This window comes from Geobacillus sp. PK12, assembly GCF_004123125.1.
Classification (GTDB): Bacteria; Bacillota; Bacilli; order Bacillales; family Anoxybacillaceae; genus Geobacillus; species Geobacillus zalihae.
On sequence record NZ_SDKL01000004.1, the window covers coordinates 17,450 to 36,488 of the forward strand.

Here is a 19,039-nt window from a genome sequence, read left to right on the forward strand (position 1 = left end):
GAGATGAACGATCGACTCGTACAATCGCAAATCGAAGAGCTCGAACGAAAGCTGCGCGCTTATGAGCGGCTCATCGAAACGCTTCCGTTTCCGTTCACCTTTGCCGATTACGAAAGTGGAATCGCCATCGAAAAAAAGCGCGGCGACGTCCGGCCGCACCTTCGCACCATTCCACCGTCCCTTGAAAAGGAAGCCAAATGGCAGTGGGATATTGACTTGTATCACGACGTACCGTTTGAAAAAGTGGAAGCCTTTTTGACGCCGTTGCTCGATCTCGTGCCGCACCATATCGTTTTTGTCGACGACAAAGGGATCATCACGCTTTGCAATTTGCAGGCGGCCATTGACACGGGCGTCGAGCGCGACGCCATCATCGGCAAACATATTCGCGAGCTGCTGAAGCTGCCTGACGAGCTGATCGCAACGCTCGAATCGCTTGAAAAAGGCGAGCCGCTTTACAATTACGAAGTGCTCGACCGATTTTACGGCATCGTCAACACCCGTTTTATTTACAACGATGACGGATCGATCAAACGAGTCATCAGTATGTTTCAGTCGCTCAATATGATGAAAGAAACAGAAAAGCTGGCGGTCGCTGGCCGCATCGCCGCCGGCATCGCCCATGAAATCCGCAATCCGCTGACGACGGTGCGCGGATATTTGCAACTATTGAAAAGCGACTTGCCGGATCGCATCGCCTCGCTCGTTGAGCGGCTTTTAATTCCTGAGCTCGACCGGGCGAACGACATTATCACGGATTTTTTGAATATCGCCAAGCCGGCGGACGTCAAAATGGAGACGTTCAACTTGCACCGCTTTTTGCGCGACGATGTCGGCGTCCTATTGCAAAGCGAAGCGCTATTGCATAACGTCGACGTCCATTTTGACCTTGATGACCAGCTTGACGACTACGAAATGAACGGCGACCGCAGCCAGCTTTTGCAAGTGTTTTTAAACTTATTTCGCAACGCCGTGGAAGCAAAAGTGGCGAAAACGATGAAGGTGTCGATCTGCAGCCGAAAAATCAACCATCTCGTTCAGCTTCGCTTCTGCGACGATGGGCCCGGCATTCCGCCGTCGGTCATCGACCATGTTTTCGATCCGTTTTTTTCAACGAAGGAAACGGGAACTGGGCTCGGCCTGTCATTATCGAAAAAAATCGTCGAACTGCATCGCGGGACGATGAAAGTGCAAAGCGACGCGCACGGCACATGTTTTTTGATCGAATTCCCGCTTTGCAGCCAACCGCCGTTTCTTTCGTCATAAATCGCTTCCGAAGAGGGGGGTCATCCCAGCTTCGGAAGTGGAGAGATTGATGATTTAGAACAATGTGTCACTTTATTACGGAAAAGGAGGAGCCATTATGGCAACGACCGCTCCGCCCAACGGCAAATGGCGGCGCCTGTTCGCCTTGTTTCTTCCCATTTTTGTTTCGCAAACCGGTCAATATGCCATGAACTTTGTCGATGTCGCCATGTCCGGTCATGCGAGCGCCGAAGATCTTGCCGGCGTCGCGATCGGCTCCAGCTTATGGGTGCCGGTGTGGACCGGCGCCGGCGGCATTTTGCTCGCCTTGTCCCCGATCGTCTCGCATCATCTCGGCGCCGGACGCCATGACTCAATCGCCCGCGCCGTCGCCCAGGCGCTCTACTTGGCTGTCGCGCTTGCTGCCGCCATTGTCCTGATCGGCGCCGCTTCTGTGCCGTTTATCTTGAAACAGATGTCTTTGGATGAAAACGTTCGGCATATCGCCTTTCATTATTTGCGCGCCTTGTCGTTTGGGATCATCCCTCTGTTTCTTTATTCTGTGCTCCGCTATTTCATCGATGCGCTTGGGCAAACGAAAGTGACGATGTGGATTACGCTCACCGCCTTGCCGGTCAATATGCTGTTCAACTGGTTGTTGATTTACGGGCATGGCGGATTTCCGCGCCTTGGCGGCATCGGCACTGGTTACGCGACGGCGATCACGTATGCGTACTGCTTCGCGGCCGCTGCCTTTGCCGCTTTGAAATTTCGCCGCTTGGCTCCCTATCGTGTACTCGTCCGTTTCTACCGTCCGTCATGGGCCGCATGGAAAGAGTTGCTGAAAACCGGGGTGCCGATCGGGTCGGCCATCTTTTTTGAAACGAGCATTTTCGCTGCGGTGACGCTGCTTGTCGGCCGGTTTGGCGCGGAAACGGTCGCCGCGCATCAAAGCGCCCTCAACTTCGCTTCACTGTTGTATATGATTCCGCTCAGCTTATCGATGGCGCTGACGATCGCCGTGGGCGTTGAAGCCGGGGCCAACCGTTATGAAGCCGCCAAACAATATTGCTTGATCGGCATCACCCTCGCCTTGGCCGTCGCCGCCGCCGCTGCATTGTTTCTTTCCGTCTTCCGCGGCGATGTTGCTCGACTGTATACAAACGATCCGACAGTGGCGGCGTTGACGGAGAAGTTTTTGCTCTATGCGATCTTCTTTCAAGTTTCCGATGCCATCGCCGCTCCCATCCAAGGAGCGCTGCGGGGCTATAAAGAGGTAAGCGCCGTTTTTTGGTCCGCTCTTCTCGCCTATTGGGGCGTTGGGCTTCCGCTTGGCTGCGTGCTCGCTCTACTGACTGCCGCCGGGGCGTTCGGCTATTGGATCGGCCTGATCGCCGGATTGGCAACGGGCGCGCTGTTTCTCAGCTTTCGCCTGCGGGCCGTTTGGCGCAGACATGACAGCGGGCGTGCGCCATGCGCCTTTTAAGAGGGAGCGGTCGATAAACAAGGATGTCCCGCTCAGTTCTAGGGACATCCTTTTTGTTTCAGCATGATGGATCATGCAGTCGACAAGGCCGGTTTCCCTTAGCCGACCTCCTTAGGCGACGGCTGCTGCTTCATATACTGTAATACATCGAGGTCGATTTTTCCTTTCTCCACTTGGCGCTCCTCAAAATTTTCTGTATGTATATACACGGTCAGCGCCTCATGAAGCGCCTCGAGATCCGCCGAGCGCTCTTTCGATAAATAACCGAGACGGACCAAGTGGGCGGCCACCTCTTCCTTTACCGTTCCTTCAATCGCTGCCACTTTTTCGGGACGCGGTTTCTCAAAGTAAAGCTGGCGCAACTGATACAAGCGAATAAGCTCCTCGATCGGCCGCGGGTGATCATCGACGCGCAAATCGATATAGCGGTCATTGTAGCCGCCATATCCCCCTCCTTCTTTCACGACAAGCAAGGCGGCCGACTGTTGCCCGCGGCGGTCGCCCCCCGCTGCCTGACCAGCTTGAAGCGCCTTTAGCAATCGCTCGGCGAGCGGACCTTTTGTCTGCTCAAACGCCCTTCCCATTGCCAGCACCGTTTCCTCGCCTGCTAAAATATTGCCTTGAGCCGCATAGTTCGGCCCGGTGATGCCCCCGGCCCACGGGTAACATTTTTTCCCGGTGAACGTCGCCGCCCGTCCTTTCGCATCCACGATGCCGACTTGGCGCAAATCGCGCTCACTGTCATCGGCAACGAGCAACTCAAGCGCTTCTTGCGCCGATTTCCCTTTTGCCATCCATTCGAGGCCGCGCGGTCCGTACGACGTGTTGGCGTACGATTGCGTCGCCACCGCTCCGACGCCCGCTTTCGCCCACGGAACAACCGCACCAACGCCTAAAAATTTCGATTGAACAGCGATGCCAAGCTCCCCGGTCGCCGGATCGAACGCGACGATCGAAAACGTCGCGACAACATCTTTCGGAATGCGTTTCATTTTCTTACCCTCCACGCTACTTCCATTTTTTTATTCTCCTTATATTTCTCCTCTTCCCTCCCATCTTCCTCCCTCTTTCAAAAAATAGCGGGGGAAACAGCCGTTGCCCGGCCGTCTCCCCCCGCATGCCCATCATCCGCCTAGCACCATGTTGCCCCGACGATAATGAGCAAAATAAACAAAACGACAATCAGCACGAAGCCGTAGCCGTAGCCGCCATAACCCGGGTAGCCGAAGCCAAAGCCGCCCCAGCCGCCATAAAAGCCGCATGTCATATTCGTCACCTCCTTGCTAGCAAGTAGGGTTCGTTAGTACACCCAACCACCGACACATGCACATCCGACAATAATCAACAAGATGAACAGAACGACGATCAACGCGAATCCGCCGCCGTAAGCTGCACCCATTTGCCAGCACCTCCTTCGTTTTTGTACTAGTAGACTATTCAGAAGCCGAGGAAATGGTTAGATGTTTCAGCAAAAATGGGTATTTGCCGCAGAAATGGAAAAAAAGCGGCCCGTCCTCGGACCGCTGCTACGCCTCGAGCGAGCTTCGCTTCCATTTTTTCCGCCCTGACGCCTGCTTGATTTGAACAGCAGAAAACAAAATAAGCGCCGCCCAGATGCAGCTAAACGCATAAAAATGCGCTTTCGTAAACGGCTCGCCGAACAAAAAGACGCCAAGGAGAAGGCTGATCGTCGGCGAAATGTATTGCAAAAAACCAAGTGTTGTCATCGACACACGCTTCGCCCCTTTGGCGAAATACAAAAGCGGCACGGCCGTCGCTGGCCCGGCTCCAGCCAACAGCGCCCATTGCCACCATTCGGCCGTCTTGACGAGGGCTGGCGTTTCGTTGTACACCCATAATAAGTAAACGGCTGAAAGCGGCATGACGGCCATTGTTTCAAGCGTCAAGCCAATGGACGAGTCAACGCTGGCCAGTTTTTTCACTAAGCCGTAAAACCCGAACGTCAATGCGAGCGATATGGCGACCCACGGAAACGCGCCATATTCCGCCGTCATCGCCGCCACGCCGGCGGCGGCCAGAAGAACAGCGGTCCACTGCCCTACGCTCAGCCGCTCGCGCAGTACGATCGTCCCAAGCGCCACACTGACAAGCGGGTTGATATAATAGCCGAGGCTCGTTTCAACAACATGATGATGATTCACCGCCCATATGTAGACAAACCAGTTGGCGCTGATGAGCACGGCAGCAGCGGCGATCCCCCATGCCTTAGCCGGCCGACGGCGCATCGCCCGAAGCTCCCGGCGGAAGGCGTCAGGCTGCCCAGTCGCTGCCAAAAGGATGGCCATAAACACGAACGACCAAACGATGCGGTGCGCCAAAATCTCAAGCGCCGGGCGCGCCTCTAGCAGCTTCCAGTAAAGCGGCAATACTCCCCACAGCAAGTACGAAGCAGCGGTATACAAGATGCCTTGCTTTTCTTCGCTCCAATGCCCCACGTCGTCTTCTCCTTTTCCATGATTATTTCTGTTCCATTATACCGCCGCCGCTTCACTTTATCCATCAAAACACTCACCCGCATCGCTCGACGCGGTTGCCCAATGGAGAAGGGGCGCAGCTGAATATGAGCACCCGCCCCCCCTTCGCGGCCCGTTTGACCGCCGCCCTTTCTTATTTTTTCGCTCATCAAGCGACACAGGCACAGCCAACAATAATCAGTAAAATGAACAGGACGATGACGACCGTATAACCGCTGTTGACAAAACCGCTCACGGCGGGCACCTCCTTCATCGGTTCACAGGGCCATCATATGCGCCCGCCCGCCCAAACGGCCAGGCGAATGCCCAAATTTCTAGAAGATTGGTGAAAAACGCGTTTTCTTTAAAAAGATGGGGCAGCGAACGAACGGAAGAGTTGTTGATCCATTGGCGAAAGCTCCTTGCTGGAGCGTTTTCTCCGTTACATCACCGACCTTCCAGAAAAACGCCTATTTTTCTTTCGTCCCTGTCTCTCCCCACCAGCCTTTTCGCTTAAAATAGAGGGCGATGAGCATCGCAACAGTTGCCATGAGCAACAAGGCAAACGGGTAGCCGTATCTCCATTTCAGCTCTGGCATAAACGCAAAATTCATGCCGTATACACCGGCGATAAACGTCATCGGCAAAAATATGACGCTCACCAATGTCAATGTCTTCATAATGACATTCATATGATCTGATTTGAGCGACAGTTGCAAATCGAAAATGGCGGACAATGATTCCTTAAACGCGTCGAGCGCGGCGGGCACGCGCGAGAATCGCGACGCCACTTCCTCGATATACGGATTCGTCTCTTGGTTGATATACGGCAAATCAGCGTGGCGGATCATTTTGATCGCTTCTTCCTGCGCCTCGGCGATTTGGCGCAGCTCATGAAGATGTGTTTTCATCCGATAAATCTCGCGCCCGATTTCGTTGGCAAACGGGGTCGCAAACACTTGCCGTTCAAGCGTCTGAATGCGGTCAGCGATCTGATCGATGACTTGCAAAAAACGGATGGCGGCCAAGTCTAAAAAGTGATACAGCACGTACCCAGGATACAGCGCCTGACCGCGATGATTCAACAAACGTTCTTTCACGTGATCAACAAGCGGATCGTTTTCATCCATATAGCTGATCATATATTGGCTGCCGGCCAGCAAACGAACGTTCACTGTCCGGCCAGACGGACGAACGATAAACAGCGATAAGAAGAAACATCCTTCGTATTCGTCAAACGTGGGAATATCTGTCCCATTCATCAGCCGCTGTTGGGCGAGAGGGTGAATGGACAGCGAAGAAAGAAGCTGCTCCAAATCCGGCTTGGCGGCGGCGGTGAAATGAAGCCAACACGACTGGCTGCCTGCCGGCGCATGGCGTTTGTACGTTCCGTCAACCGTCAAACGAAAGTTATGCTCGATCGCCATAGACTGACGTCCTTTCCATGCAAACGATTTTAATTGTATTGTTTGCTGTTTGCCGCAAAACTACTCCCCTCCCGCCGCCAAAAACAAGTCAGCGGCAACGGTTTGGCCGCATCCGCTCGCTGTTGGCGATAAGCAGCTTCTCCCGGCTGCATCCCGCCTGCAAAGCGTCACATCCCGACAAGTCATTCGCTGTCTATATAGATGCAACGAAAAAGTTTAACATATCCTTGATGGAAAAGTCACTTGTCCATTTTTCGACTGTCGAAGGCAAGCCACAGGCTTGCCTCCGTCACGCCAAGGCGTGACGGAAGACCGAACAACCACCCGCTTCACAGACCCATACATGGGTCTTTAAGCGGCGTTGTTCGGTCGCCCGACAGTCGATCAAATGCTCGGTAAAAGCTACAAATGTTAAAGCTTCAAATTGCATCTATATAGGCGCCTCGCCGCGTCGGCCCGCCAATGCGCCCGAAGCCAGTCAGCGCACCGCTTCCGGTTCCACATGGACGTGCGTCGCCCGAATGTTATGCCGGTTTCGCATCAAACGCTCGACTTCATCAGCGATTTCATGGCTTTTTGCCACCGTCAAATGCGAGTCAACGCGGATCGTCACTTCCAGCACAATGTCGTTGCCTAACATGCGCGCTTTAATGTCAGCGACATCGCGCACGCCGCTCACCGCTGCAATTTCGTCTTTATAAACGGCGAGCTGCTGTTCATCAAAACCGTCGGTGAGCGTATGCGCCGTCTCCATAAACACCTCCCACGCCGTCCTGCCAATCATCGCCCCGATCACAAGCGCCGCCAGCGGATCAAGCCATGGCCACCCAAGCCGCGCGCCGGCGATGCCAATGGCGGCGCCAATGCTCACCAGCGCATCCGATAAATTGTCTTTCGCCACGGCCGCCAGCGCCATGCTGTTCGTCCGCCGCGCCAGCCGACGATTGATGGCATAAACGCCAATCATAACGGCCGCCGAGGCGAGCGCAACCACAGCCGCTAAAACATCAGGAGCCGCTACCTTTTCTTTGCCGAACAGCGAGCGGACGCCGCTTGTGATCACGTCAATGCCAATGGACATCATCAAAAAAGCAGCCAACAGCGAGGAGATGTTTTCCGCCCGCGAATGTCCGTACGGGTGGTTGCAATCACGTGGTTTTTTCGCGATTTTCATGCCAATATAGACTGCCGAGGAAGCGATAATATCACTCAAATTATTCCAACCGTCCGCTTCCACCGCATCCGAGCCGAACACCCCCCCAGCCAACAGCTTGCCGGCCGAAAGGAGAAGATAGACGAAAATGCTCAGCAGTGCGCCCGCCTCGGCTCCTTGTTTTCGATCCACTTTCTTCACCAACCTAGCCATCTCATTTTTGCACGTATCAGTGTACCAGCTTGAAGCCGGTTGGGTCTACAGCAAGAAAATTTCCTCTTTTCATAAGAATAGGGACAAGCAAATTTTTTTGTCTAAAGGCAAAATCGAGCGCATTTGCGTATGATAAACCAAGTCGAAACAAAAAAGGAGAGGAACAGATGTCTGCATATTTAGACTGGTTGGCGGACATGGGGATCGATGGCGCTCACCCAGGCGGTTTTGAGTTAACAAAACAAATCTTACGTAAACTTAAGATCGACCGTTCAACATCCGTGCTTGACGTCGGCTGCGGCACCGGACAGACGGCGGCTTATATCGCCGAACAGTACGGGGCCAACGTCACCGCCATCGACATCCACCCGACGATGATCGCCAAGGCGAAACAGCGTTTTGCCGCCAAGGCGGTCTCGGTCCGTTTGCATCGCGCCTCGGTCGAAGCGCTCCCGTTTCCCGCCGGGACGTTTGACCTCGCGCTTTCTGAATCGGTGCTTGCTTTCGTTTCATTGCCAAACGCGCTCGCCGAAATCCGCCGCGTGCTCAAAAACGATGGCCTATTCGTCGGCATTGAAGCGTGTCATGAGCGGCTGACCGCCGCCGAGCAAAAGCAAATCGCCGCCTTTTACGGCTTCCGTCAGCTCATGACATCAGCGGAGTGGAAAGAAGTGCTCGAACAAAGCGGCTTTGGCTGCCGCCAGTTTTCCTACGCGGCTGCAGCCGAAGCGCCAAGCCTTGGGGCACCCATCGTCATCGCCCTTCCGCCGACACCGGAGATGGCGAGCATATGGCAGATGCACCAACAGTTGACAGCTCAATTCGGCGACCGTCTTGGCTATTGCGTCTTTTGCTGCGAACCATAGCTGGCAAGAAAAACGGCGTCCTCGACGAGGCGCCGTTTTCACACTTTTTTCACTACTTTGAAATATTCTTCAAGCGTCAAGCCGCGCTTTTTGATCACCGCGGCCGCCTTCCGCCCGACATAGCGGAGATGCCACGGCTCATACTTGTAGCCGGTCACCGCTTCCTTTCCTTTCGGGTAGCGGATGATGAATCCGTACTCGTGCGCATGGGCGGCTACCCATTGCCCTTCTTTTGTCGCCCCGAACGATTCGGTCAGCTGACAGCCGGCCGAGCGGCTGCTGATATCGACCGCCAGCCCTGTCTGATGCTCGCTCTGACCTGGATGAGCGACCGCTTGAACCGCTTTTTCCCTCCCCTTTTGCCGCACTTCTTCAGCAAAAATCACCTGCTGCCGCTCGTATGAACGATAAGCGGACACGGCCACCAGCTCAATGCCATCGCGGCGTGCGGCGGCAAACATCTCCTCAAGCGCCGCGGCCGCTTCGGCCCGCATATGCCGCTTTTCCGCGTTCGGGTCAGCACACAAAAACGGCACGCGCGGCACGACCAAGTCCGCCGGCTTATAGCCAGGCGGGAGCGACTGTTCTTTATTGACGAGCACCAAAATGTTGTCAGGGTTTTGAATCACTTTTTGTCCGTTTTGCACCTCGACGATGTTCCAATATTTCGCCTCAAGCTGCAAATCGGGATCGACGGGGCTCTCGCTCGTTTTCCCCTGTTGTTGATGATCGCTTGGGTGCACCGCGCTTTCCGGCGGCTGGCCGGACGGGCCGGCCGCACCGTTGCTGCCGCTCTCCCCTGTTTGGCAGCCGGCGAGCAGCAGGCACACCAACATCGCCGCTTGCCATCGCTGGTTCATGTTCCTTCTCCTTTTCTGTTTTCCCAGGCCCAAGCGCCCGGCAGCCCAATCACGCGCCATTGCGGATCGCCGCTTCAAGCGCCACTTCAATCATCTCGTTAAACGTCATTTGCCGCTCCTCAGCCGTCGTTTCTTCTCCGGTGAGAATATGGTCGCTGACCGTCAGCACCGACAGCGCCCGGCAGCCGAATTTCGCCGCCAGCGTATAGAGCGCCGCCGTTTCCATCTCGACAGCCAATACACCGTAGCGCGCCCACGTTTCCCAATTCGGTTCATCATTGTAAAACATGTCGGCGGTGAACACATTGCCGACTTTTAGCGCCAGCCCTTTTTCCACCCCTACTTCATACGCCGTCCGCAGCAGATGGAAATCGGCGGTTGGCGCATAATCGCGGCCGCGGAAAATGAGCCGGTTCATGTTGGAATCGGTCGACGCGCTCATCGCCAAAATGACGTCGCGGACGCGCACATCCGGCTGAATCGCTCCGCACGTTCCGACGCGGATGAGCGTCTTTACGCCGTAGCTTTGGATCAGTTCGTTCACATAAATCGAAATGGACGGCACGCCCATGCCGGTCCCTTGCACGGAAATGCGCTCCCCTTTATACGTCCCGGTAAATCCGAGCATGCCGCGCACTTCGTTGTAGCATACCGCTCCTTCCAGAAACGTTTCGGCAATGTATTTGGCGCGCAGCGGATCACCCGGCAGCAAAATGCGCTCCGCGATCTCCCCTGCCTTCGCTCCGATATGTACGCTCAATGGGATTCCTCCTTTGGTTTGAACGATTGTTGTCGGGCCATGCCCTCGTCTATCATATCATATGTTTGCGGAAAATGGCAGTCTTCCTTCGAGTAGCCGAGGCGGCGAACGGGCATACTATGTGTGCCTGCCCGAGGAGAAAGGAGGAAAAGACCGATGAAAAAGAAACTCGAACAAGCGGTGGAATACGCCAACAAAACCAATCCATCGTCCAAATCAAACAATCAGCCGTCCACATCGAAAAAGGAAAAGACCAAATTCTAACATCATTCCGAAAGAAGTCTCCCACTTCGAAACGTGAAGGTGCACGAGCACCCGTCCATGTGGGAGATGAATGTTGGCCGGCAATCGCCGTCGGATCGAATCACATGTTGTTCAAACGGGCACCTTCGAAACGAAGGGAAGCGGAAAGGGTCCTTGTGCATTGTCGTTTGGCACATACGCAAATCGCTGAAAGCTCCCCCTGTGCACTCGCGGAGGTGGGTGAGACATTTGCGGGGGAGCCGCTCTCTTACGATGTTTTGGATCGGCGATAATCGCCCCGATGGCGGCGCGCCAAATACCGCTCATTGATATACAGCACCTTTTTGTCTTTGCTGCGCGTATATTTTTTCTCGCGCTCGCGCCGCCTGGCGACAAGCCAACAGGAAAACAAATACAGTGGAAAGACGAGCTGCATCGCGCCGGCAAAGACATACCAAAAACCGTTGATATCGGCCAAATCGCGCAAGTACACGTCGATGCCGCTGAGCCGATAGTACATGTCAGCAACGATGGCAGCGATGATGACGACGTTGACCGCATGGAGAAGGGGCACGCTTCTCCAGCGGAACAAGAGTCGCTCAACTTGCCCTTTGACCCAAAGCAATGCCGCAATCGAGACAACGCACACAAGCAGCGACAGCGCCAGTGCGGCCATCGTTTCGCCCCCTTCCCTCTTTTCTCCTGCGCCCGCCGCATGATGCCGCCTGCAAACATTTTCCGTCGATGAACCGCCGTCAGACCGCATACACTAACGACGACGACGGTTCAAGGAGGGAAAACGATGGGCAAAAAACACCGCAACCGCATTAACGGGCAGAAAAAGAACAACCATATTCCAAAAGAAGCATTGATTGCTGAAGATGAGGCGCATGCCAAAGAATATTCCGCCGCCGGCGGCCGGAAAAACGGTCCGGGCCATCACGACAATCCAGAATCGTGACAAACCGCAGAAACCCTTGTGCGATACAAGGGTTTCTATCGCGGTTCCGACGGCTCGGATTCGTCCCAAGCAAGCGTGACGACTTTTGTATATTCCCCGCGTTCAATTTCCTCTTTTGTCGCTCTTTCATTCAGCTCCTCATCGTCGTCGATGCCCGGGACCACCATCGGCATGTCGCGCCGCCGTTCGTCATGTTCCATCAAGTCCGCCCCCTTTCCTTTCTTATCCGTTCCCGAAACAAGGGGGCTTTATTCATATTATATCATCTCTAGCTCTTGCTGGCGACTATATTTTCGAATATTCCGTCAACAGATGAGCTGACGTTCCACTTGTTTCCATCCGTCTGGACAAAGGCGATAGTACGTCTGTCCTTTCCGCCCTTCATCGATCAGCACAACGTCCCCAGTCCGCATAAATCGAGCTTGACAGTTTTTCGGCATCAGATCGGCGACATTCAACATCCGATACAACACCGCCAGCACTTCATCATGTCCGGCCGCCGTCACCGTCATGCGGCACACTTGCCGGTAGCCTTTCGTTTCCCCAAAGCGCGGTGTTTGAAAAACGACCGCCTCATATGCACGTTTTGTCATCCACATCCGTTTCCCCCATAAACGAACCATTGTTTTCCTCTCCCTTCTCCCAATAAATCGGCCCTCCGCGTCCCATACTATGGTTGATGTCGAATTCGATCGCGAATCGTCTTCGGAGCCGAGAAAAACGTGTATTGTACTTATTTGGTGATTTGGCGTGTCGATTCCTTCAGCAAACGAGCACTCCTTTTGTCGAAACGATCGCGGTCTTCTGGCAAAAGTCCACAAATGATGCAAAGGAGAGACAGCCTGATGCCGACTCGCCCGTTCGCTTGGCTGCGCCATCCGCTTCAGTATGCCTACCGCTCCTTTTTGTACCGCCATCCGGTCCGCCTCGCCGATGACGGCCTGCTTCGCCGGATGGCCGCCCGCACAACTGTCCCGACTGACGGACCGCTCAGCGCGGAAGAAAAGAGCATTGTTGCCGCCATTCGTCGGAAAACGGCGGAACATAACCGCAACAATGTGACGCGCACCGCCGCCTACTTAGCGTTTTTTGAGCGCCATCGGGAAATTCATTGGGCGTTTTTAGCCCATCTCGTCTCGCGCAACGGCGGTTGGAACATGACGGATTTGCGCGGCGGCCTTCTTCCGTTTTTGCTGCCGGAACAAATCATTGCACCCCTTTTTTTGTTTTTGGAGCGCGCCAATGCCCTCATTTTTCATGATGCCTATCCGCAGCTTCTGCTGTACGAAGAAAGCAAACGGAGGGAGACGCCGCTGTTTCATTTGTTGCCGGCGCTAGCGGTGTCTTCGTTTATGAAGCCGATGTGGGAACATTTTTGGGAAACGGGGAATGCCGCGCTTCTTACGGTTGCTCTGATCATCAACGAGCAGCAGTACATCCAGCTTCGCGTCATCGAACATCCGTTTTTCCGCACCCGCGTGCTGTCAAGCTGGCCGTTTATTGTCGAGCAATGGCTCGGGTTCAACGATGTGCTCATCCCATATGCCAAAGGCCGCCGCGTAGCGCTTGCCGGAACGACCGTGCGCGATTTCGCCGACGTCCACCACCGCATCCATATAGGCAAAACGCTGTACAGTCTGCTGCTGTTTGACGCCCGGCTGTTTCGCGGCGCCTGCCGCTTTGCCCGCTGCGTCCCCCACAGCGGCTCACGCGCCGACTTCTGGCCGCAATCGTTCGCTGAAACGCCTGATGGGCGCCGCTTTTACAGCCCCCGCCTTGAGGAAGCTTGGCCGGATCTTGCGCACCCGTTCCACGATCATCGCGATTGGTTCACCGATGAGGCGATCATGCAGACGCTTGAAACGCTCCCGCTTCCGGCCTCGGGCGACATGACCAGCCGCTACGAGCGGCATTTGGCCATGATGAAAACAGCCGCCATCGCGGCGGCCAAATCAACTTCATCATAAAACGACGAGGACTACTCCCCATCGATGTCAATCTCTTCATCGATGATGCATTTTTCAAGCAAATAGTCAAACGTAATATCCGCGAGCTCCTCAAGCTCCTCTTGCGTTGGCACAAAGCCGCGGCGGATGAGTTCTTGGTAAAAAAACTCAGCGATTTCTTCCGTATCGATAATCACTTCAATTTCCTTCACCGCATCTCGCCCCCTTTGTAATGTTGTATGTCGCCGCCTTCCGTTTTATGTCAAAAATCATGTTGTACTATTTTTTCAGTCTCCCCCATACATATGTACCAACAAAACAAAAAACACGGAGGCGGACAAAATGGACAAATTCACTGCGATCGATAAAATGATGGAAACAGTTGTCAATGGATTGGGCGCGATCGTCATTTTCGCCGGCATTCCTTATTTTCTTTTTATTCTTTATCAATTTCTATCCTGGTGATCGGCGATTGTCCGCAAACGTTTTACAACTGTTTCCATCATCCGTTGGTACTGTTCATCGCCGAACCATTCATATAACGCTTTATAATCGTTGTACATGTCAAGGAGCTCGTCGACCGACGGCCCTTTCTCTCCGTTGTCGGCCGGCGGCAATAGAAGCGACGCTTTCACCGGCGCGGCGATGACAATATCTTGCACGAGCGTAATAGACGTCTCCTCTCCGTCGGCAAGCGGAATGATGTCTTCCAGATGGACTTCAATCTCCCAACCATCCATCAGCCGTTTCAATTCGTAAATCGTCTCTTCCCATCCTTCCCCGTAGTAGCGGTAAATTTCTGTCCGCACCCCAACAATTTTGAACAAATGGCCGCCATAATCGCGGACGCGGACAATTTCGCCAAGAAAAAACGGCAACTCAATTTCAATCTCTTCCGCGATCCATAAATCACCCGCAAACTCAGACAATAAAATGAGCGCTTGCTCGGCAAACAAGCTATGGCCATGGTTGATTTCGTATAAAAACACACCGTCAATCTGCTGAATATCGGTGATCGTTCCGACCGTTCCGTACAATGTATTGACGACGATGTCGCCGACGGAAAATTTCGGGCGTTTCGGCGCGCTCATTGGCATCTCCACCCTTTGGAACAAATAGTTAGTATAGTATATGCATGCCAAGAAGGGTGGACACCTGCAACCGCGCGGAAAAAAGCTATTTGAAAGCGCTCCCAATTTATGAAATGGGAACGCTCCCTTAGTTATGCTTCATGCAAAAATTGCTCCCATAGCTCATCAAACACAACCATACTTTCCAAATAGTCACCGTTAAGCTCCAAATAGCCGCTCAGTTCTTCATAGTCCGTCGACCCTTTTGGAAAGCTGTGGTCTTCATACGCTCCGTTCGCAAACCGGACGACCGGATCTTCCTGGTGTCCATGGCGGAAGCGCAGCAAGTAACGGTAGAATGACTTTGCCATGTCCCCCATCCTCTTCCTTTCCTTTTGTTGCTATTATAATGAGCTTTTGGCTGTTTGTGAAGCCTTTTTTCGCCGCTTGTATTCCCATCGTACGCGTCGGGTTGGCTTTTCATGCCAAAAAAGCGCGTCAAACGGCGCAATAGGGGTTCAATCCGCTTTTCTCGTCAGAGCATAGGCAGGCCAAGTCCACCGTCTTATCATGCGCTCCGCTTCTCGCCAAGGCTTGCGATGCGCCATCGTGGCGTCCCATCTGAAACCGCATGGCGCCTCCCATGCCTCCCGCTTCGCTAGGTCTTGTCCTCGGTGAGCGCACATACAAAAAGCCGCCATCTTCCGGCGGCATCGTTCATGATACGACTCCGGCTTGCGGAGCCGGGGCAAATTCGATTTCAAACCCAAGATCCTCAAGCATTTGATAATCGGCTGACTTTTCTTGCCCGGCGGTCGTCAAATAGTCGCCGACAAAAATCGAGTTGGCGGCATACAGGCCAAGCGGCTGAAGTGAGCGCAAATTCACTTCTCGCCCGCCGGCGATGCGGATTTCTTTGGTTGGATTCATATAGCGAAAAAGGGCCAGCACCTTCAAACAGTAACGCGGGTTTAATTCGTTCGTGCCAGCCAGCGGCGTGCCGTCGATCGCATGCAAAAAGTTGACTGGAATGGAATCGGCGTCAAGCGCCCGCAAACTGCGCGCCATATCGACGACATCCCGCTTCGTTTCTTTCATGCCGATGATGACGCCGGAACAAGGCGAAAGACCAGCTTCTTTCACCGTTTCCACCGTCCGCACCCGATCGTCGTATGTATGGGACGTCGTAATGTTCGGATGGTGCTGCTTCGATGTGTTGATGTTATGATTGTAGCGATCGACTCCCGCCTCTTTCAGCCGGGCCGCCTGCTCCGGCTTTAAGATCCCAAGGCAGGCGCACACTTTCAGCCCGAACCGCTCTTTAATTTCCTTGACCGCGGACACAACGGTGTCGATCTCTTTATCGCTCGGCCCCCGGCCGCTGGCGACGATGCAGTACGTCCCAATGCGCAAACGGTGTGCTTCTTCCGCGCCGCGCAACAACGTCTCTTTGTCGACCATTTTATACGTTTTCACCGGCGCCGTCGATACGGCGGACTGCGAACAGTAGCCGCAGTTTTCCGGACAGAGGCCGGATTTGGCGTTGATGATCATGTTCAGCTTCACTTTGTTTCCATAATAGGCGGAGCGAATCCGGTACGCCCCTTGCAGCAAAAGGAGCAACTCCTCATCCGGACAATCCAATATCGCCAATGCTTCCTCATCGGTCAGCTCGTGGCCTCCCAACACTTGCTCGGCCAACACCAGCCAGTTTGCCATCTCTCCTCTCCCCTTTCCATATCATTACATTTATCGTAACGGACCAGCCGCATATTTGTCAACTATATTTTCATTTCAGTTTACTTTTTAATCCGTCCCCAGGCAGACAGCAAAAAAACAGGCCCCCGTTTGAAGGGGCCTGCCCTCGGTTCCTCACCTAATGCGTCAATTTGCCGTCCGAATACGCCCCCGCTCCGCCGAATCCATTCGTGATCGAACAGGCCGGCACGCAGCCGGCATAGTCTTTTTTGCCGGCCGGCGGCGGACACTTTTCAATTTTTTTTTTTGCAAAATCGGACAATTGCGTTTATATATAAGTTGAAACTTTGTTTTACATCCAGTAGAGCGCCCGCCGCATTCTACCAAACTGACTTGTATGAAGGAAAACAAGAATCGAGCAATCGGAAAATCTTTATTACAACTTATATAGATATCGTGCCCTTTATCGATTAAGAGCACGTTCGCTCCAGGGAGTTTGAGCGTCAGTTCGTAGCAAGTGAAAATGCCGGCCGGCCCGGCGCCGACCACGATCACATCGTAATGATTGTTCATGATCCATCCCCCATTTCCCATGTTCCATTCGAAAGTATACGGAACATTTGGCAGTTCGTCAAGAAAAACACGAACTTTCTTGCCGAATATAACGAAAAACGTTCGATATAATAGAGAGTTGTATAAAGCCAAAAAAATTGGTATGGTGGTAGAGAATGAATAGCGGGGAGGGAAAGGGATGCGTTTTTTCGTGAAACATTTTCTAAACGGCATGCTGACGATCGTGCCAATTTTACTCGCCGTCTATGTGTGCTACAAAGTGTTCACCGTTTTGGATGGGCTGCTTGGCCAATACGTCCGTCCGTATTTGGATGGCCGCTACATTCCCGGCCTAGGCCTATTGGCGACTGTCGCGCTGATTACCGTCTGCGGTTGGCTATCGACGCAATACGTAAGCGGCCGCCTCATTCGACTGATCGACCGGTTGCTTGAAAGCATTCCCTTGATGAAAACGGTTTATTCCGTCGCCAAAGATACAATCGCTTCCTTCGTCGGGGAAAAACGATCGTTTTCGCAAGTTGTGCTCGTTACAATGCCAGAAAGCGGCTGGAAATGCCTCGGCTTCATGACAATGGATGATGTCGGCGCTTGGCACGATCCTCTCGCCGACTACGTCGCCGTCTATATCCCGCAGGCGTTTCAAGTCGCCGGGCTCACCCTGCTCGTCCCGAAAAAGCAAGTGGAAGTCGTCGACATCTCGCCGGAAGAGGCGATGAAATTCATCCTCTCCGGCGGTGTGGCCGTCCGAAAGCAAAAGCGGCTGCCCCAATGACAGGGCAACCGTTCGCATGGCCATCCAAAACGCGCCTGGCCGTCAAAAGTATCGCTTTTTCCAAAAGATGTACGCCGTCGCCGCTGACAGTGAACCGGCGAGCGCCATCGCGATCAAAAAGGCGTACGGAGAGTGTTGGTACGGAATCGGTACGTTCATGCCGTAGAAACTCGCCACCATCGTCGGCAGCGAAATGACGATCGTAATGGCCGTCAAAAACTTCATCACAATGTTTAAGTTGTTTGAGATGACCGAAGCAAACGCGTCCATCATGCCGCTTAAAATGCTGCTGTATACTTCGGCCATTTCAATCGCCTGCTTGTTTTCAATAATGACGTCCTGCAGCAAATCCTGGTCATCTTCGTACATGCGCAAATAATTGAGGCGCATGAGCCGCTCCATGACGATGTTGTTCGCCTTCAGCGACGTCATGAAATACACTAAGCTTTTTTCCATGCTGAGAAGCGAAAACAGCTCCTTGTTTTTCATCGATTGGTGCAATTCTTTTTCGATTTCGCTCGTCCGCCGATTGATTTGCTTCAAGTAGCGCAAATAATACGTTGAAATCATGTACAGCATTTGCAACGCAAACCGCGTCTTCATAAACGTGTAAAAGTTTTTGATTTTGTTTTTGGAGAATTCTTCGAAAATCGGATTCTCCTGCAAGCAAACCGTAATAAAACACGTGTTCGTAATGATCATGCCGATCGGAATCGTCTCGTAAATCGGGCCGTCCACTTCATCATGGGCGACAATCGGAATGTCGACGATAATGAGCACATGGTTGTCTTCCTTTTCGACGCGCGACCGCTCCTCGTCATCCAACGCGTCTTTGATCGAATCGATCGGAATGTCCAAATGGTGGGCGATGTAGCGAATTTCGTCTTCCGTCGGGGCAACGAGATTGATCCAGCAGCCATTTTCAATATGATCGATTTCGCGCATTTTGCCGCTGGCATCGGACAAATACATTTTCATCATCTGGCATCCTTCCTCCTTTTCACGCGAGGAAGGCGGCGCCTCTTCCTTTCCGTCCGGAGCCCGTTTTCGTATGATGAGCAGCCGGCAAGAAAAGGAACAGGCCGCGTTCCCCGCTATATTCCGGTTCCGGTTCGTTCGGGCTTGAACTACTCATATACGAAAACGCCACTCCTTTCGAAAAAGATATCCCTCAAGTAATGATAGCGCGGACCGGCCCGTTTGTATAGTAGGTGCCATAAAAAAAAGCAGCCTACTGGCTACTTTATTCCTCACATTTCGCACCCTAACAAGGTCAAAACAAAGGATTTTTT

General features: G+C 53.4%; 24 protein-coding genes and 2 pseudogenes. 7 read left to right on the forward strand and 19 right to left on the reverse strand.

What is annotated here, in order from left to right; genetic code table 11:
* Positions 1-3: 3 nt before the first annotated feature.
* The gene (locus ETR37_RS03075; protein WP_020756910.1) at positions 4-1,266 is read left to right on the forward strand and encodes a two-component system sensor histidine kinase NtrB; all 1,263 of its coding nucleotides are present in this window, start codon (positions 4-6) and stop codon (positions 1,264-1,266) included.
* Positions 1,267-1,363: 97 nt separating this feature from the next.
* Positions 1,364-2,731, forward strand: coding sequence for an MATE family efflux transporter (locus ETR37_RS03080; RefSeq protein ID WP_129446902.1), 1,368 nt, complete (start codon positions 1,364-1,366; stop codon positions 2,729-2,731).
* A 98-nt stretch (positions 2,732-2,829) separates the two neighbouring features.
* Here ETR37_RS03080 and ETR37_RS03085 read toward each other — a convergent pair whose 3' ends face one another.
* From ETR37_RS03085 to ETR37_RS03115, 7 genes are all read right to left on the reverse strand, one after another.
* The gene (locus ETR37_RS03085) at positions 2,830-3,723 is read right to left on the reverse strand and encodes a DUF1028 domain-containing protein (protein ID WP_060787802.1); all 894 of its coding nucleotides are present in this window, start codon (positions 3,721-3,723) and stop codon (positions 2,830-2,832) included.
* Positions 3,724-3,863: 140 nt separating this feature from the next.
* Entirely contained in the window at positions 3,864-3,998 is a 135-nt protein-coding gene (locus ETR37_RS03090; protein ID WP_081212792.1) for a YjcZ family sporulation protein, read from the reverse strand.
* A 33-nt stretch (positions 3,999-4,031) separates the two neighbouring features.
* A complete protein-coding gene (locus ETR37_RS03095; RefSeq protein ID WP_013145429.1) occupies positions 4,032-4,130 on the reverse strand; it encodes a YjcZ family sporulation protein in 99 nt (32 codons plus the stop codon).
* 127 nt (positions 4,131-4,257) lie between these two features.
* Complete coding sequence (gene rarD / locus ETR37_RS03100) at positions 4,258-5,187, reverse strand: EamA family transporter RarD (protein ID WP_060787803.1); 930 nt, start codon at positions 5,185-5,187, stop codon at positions 4,258-4,260.
* A gap of 187 nt (positions 5,188-5,374) precedes the next feature.
* Positions 5,375-5,479 carry a YjcZ family sporulation protein gene (locus ETR37_RS03105; RefSeq protein WP_013145431.1) on the reverse strand — a complete coding sequence of 35 codons (105 nt, stop codon included), beginning with the start codon at positions 5,477-5,479 and terminating at the stop codon, positions 5,375-5,377.
* 196 nt (positions 5,480-5,675) lie between these two features.
* Positions 5,676-6,632, reverse strand: coding sequence for a magnesium/cobalt transporter CorA (gene corA, locus ETR37_RS03110; protein WP_013523676.1), 957 nt, complete (start codon positions 6,630-6,632; stop codon positions 5,676-5,678).
* A gap of 478 nt (positions 6,633-7,110) precedes the next feature.
* Positions 7,111-7,989 (reverse strand): cation diffusion facilitator family transporter, encoded by an 879-nt coding sequence (locus tag ETR37_RS03115; RefSeq protein ID WP_164977977.1) that lies wholly within the window; start codon positions 7,987-7,989, stop codon positions 7,111-7,113.
* A gap of 176 nt (positions 7,990-8,165) precedes the next feature.
* On the opposite strand from ETR37_RS03115, the gene ETR37_RS03120 reads away from it, so the two are divergent.
* Complete coding sequence (locus tag ETR37_RS03120) at positions 8,166-8,864, forward strand: class I SAM-dependent methyltransferase (protein WP_033006787.1); 699 nt, start codon at positions 8,166-8,168, stop codon at positions 8,862-8,864.
* Between the two features lie 38 nt (positions 8,865-8,902).
* Here the strand turns inward: ETR37_RS03120 and ETR37_RS03125 are convergent, their stop codons facing one another.
* The 3 genes from ETR37_RS03125 to ETR37_RS03135 form a co-directional block, all read right to left on the reverse strand.
* On the reverse strand, positions 8,903-9,724 hold the full coding sequence (locus tag ETR37_RS03125) for a M15 family metallopeptidase (protein WP_033006791.1): 822 nt from the start codon (positions 9,722-9,724) through the stop codon (positions 8,903-8,905).
* A gap of 49 nt (positions 9,725-9,773) precedes the next feature.
* Positions 9,774-10,484 (reverse strand): purine-nucleoside phosphorylase, encoded by a 711-nt coding sequence (deoD, locus tag ETR37_RS03130; RefSeq protein WP_013145436.1) that lies wholly within the window; start codon positions 10,482-10,484, stop codon positions 9,774-9,776.
* A 511-nt stretch (positions 10,485-10,995) separates the two neighbouring features.
* Complete coding sequence (locus tag ETR37_RS03135) at positions 10,996-11,403, reverse strand: hypothetical protein (RefSeq protein ID WP_013145438.1); 408 nt, start codon at positions 11,401-11,403, stop codon at positions 10,996-10,998.
* Between the two features lie 126 nt (positions 11,404-11,529).
* On the opposite strand from ETR37_RS03135, the gene ETR37_RS19050 reads away from it, so the two are divergent.
* Positions 11,530-11,688: a hypothetical protein gene (locus tag ETR37_RS19050; protein WP_008879283.1), complete on the forward strand. Its 159-nt coding sequence runs from the start codon at positions 11,530-11,532 to the stop codon at positions 11,686-11,688.
* A 35-nt stretch (positions 11,689-11,723) separates the two neighbouring features.
* Here ETR37_RS19050 and ETR37_RS19055 read toward each other — a convergent pair whose 3' ends face one another.
* On the reverse strand, positions 11,724-11,888 hold the full coding sequence (locus ETR37_RS19055) for a hypothetical protein (RefSeq protein ID WP_164832367.1): 165 nt from the start codon (positions 11,886-11,888) through the stop codon (positions 11,724-11,726).
* A 105-nt stretch (positions 11,889-11,993) separates the two neighbouring features.
* A complete protein-coding gene (locus ETR37_RS03140) occupies positions 11,994-12,311 on the reverse strand; it encodes a YodL-like protein (RefSeq protein ID WP_015374738.1) in 318 nt (105 codons plus the stop codon).
* Between the two features lie 222 nt (positions 12,312-12,533).
* On the opposite strand from ETR37_RS03140, the gene ETR37_RS03145 reads away from it, so the two are divergent.
* Positions 12,534-13,655: a DUF2515 domain-containing protein gene (locus tag ETR37_RS03145; protein WP_033006795.1), complete on the forward strand. Its 1,122-nt coding sequence runs from the start codon at positions 12,534-12,536 to the stop codon at positions 13,653-13,655.
* 11 nt (positions 13,656-13,666) lie between these two features.
* Here ETR37_RS03145 and ETR37_RS03150 read toward each other — a convergent pair whose 3' ends face one another.
* A complete protein-coding gene (locus ETR37_RS03150; RefSeq protein WP_011231069.1) occupies positions 13,667-13,846 on the reverse strand; it encodes a YozD family protein in 180 nt (59 codons plus the stop codon).
* A 130-nt stretch (positions 13,847-13,976) separates the two neighbouring features.
* On the opposite strand from ETR37_RS03150, the gene ETR37_RS19995 reads away from it, so the two are divergent.
* The gene (locus ETR37_RS19995) at positions 13,977-14,099 is read left to right on the forward strand and encodes a hypothetical protein (protein WP_013145441.1); all 123 of its coding nucleotides are present in this window, start codon (positions 13,977-13,979) and stop codon (positions 14,097-14,099) included.
* On the opposite strand, the gene ETR37_RS03155 is transcribed toward ETR37_RS19995, so the two are convergent.
* From ETR37_RS03155 to ETR37_RS03175, 5 genes and pseudogenes are all read right to left on the reverse strand, one after another.
* Entirely contained in the window at positions 14,081-14,725 is a 645-nt protein-coding gene (locus ETR37_RS03155; protein WP_020756799.1) for a hypothetical protein, read from the reverse strand. The two genes, ETR37_RS19995 and ETR37_RS03155, sit on opposite strands and share 19 nt — an antisense overlap.
* A 131-nt stretch (positions 14,726-14,856) precedes the next feature.
* Positions 14,857-15,075: a YozE family protein gene (locus tag ETR37_RS03160; protein WP_011231067.1), complete on the reverse strand. Its 219-nt coding sequence runs from the start codon at positions 15,073-15,075 to the stop codon at positions 14,857-14,859.
* A gap of 346 nt (positions 15,076-15,421) precedes the next feature.
* Complete coding sequence (gene bioB / locus ETR37_RS03165; RefSeq protein ID WP_011231066.1) at positions 15,422-16,423, reverse strand: biotin synthase BioB; 1,002 nt, start codon at positions 16,421-16,423, stop codon at positions 15,422-15,424.
* Between the two features lie 169 nt (positions 16,424-16,592).
* Positions 16,593-16,738: pseudogene (locus ETR37_RS03170) on the reverse strand (FAD-dependent oxidoreductase); the annotation flags it as partial.
* 117 nt (positions 16,739-16,855) lie between these two features.
* Positions 16,856-16,996, reverse strand: a pseudogene (locus tag ETR37_RS03175) (NAD(P)-binding protein); the annotation flags it as partial.
* 157 nt (positions 16,997-17,153) lie between these two features.
* Here ETR37_RS03175 and ETR37_RS03180 point away from each other — a divergent pair.
* The gene (locus ETR37_RS03180) at positions 17,154-17,747 is read left to right on the forward strand and encodes a DUF502 domain-containing protein (RefSeq protein WP_042379506.1); all 594 of its coding nucleotides are present in this window, start codon (positions 17,154-17,156) and stop codon (positions 17,745-17,747) included.
* A 42-nt stretch (positions 17,748-17,789) separates the two neighbouring features.
* On the opposite strand, the gene ETR37_RS03185 is transcribed toward ETR37_RS03180, so the two are convergent.
* Positions 17,790-18,728: a magnesium transporter CorA family protein gene (locus ETR37_RS03185; RefSeq protein WP_013145444.1), complete on the reverse strand. Its 939-nt coding sequence runs from the start codon at positions 18,726-18,728 to the stop codon at positions 17,790-17,792.
* Positions 18,729-19,039: the final 311 nt, after the last annotated feature.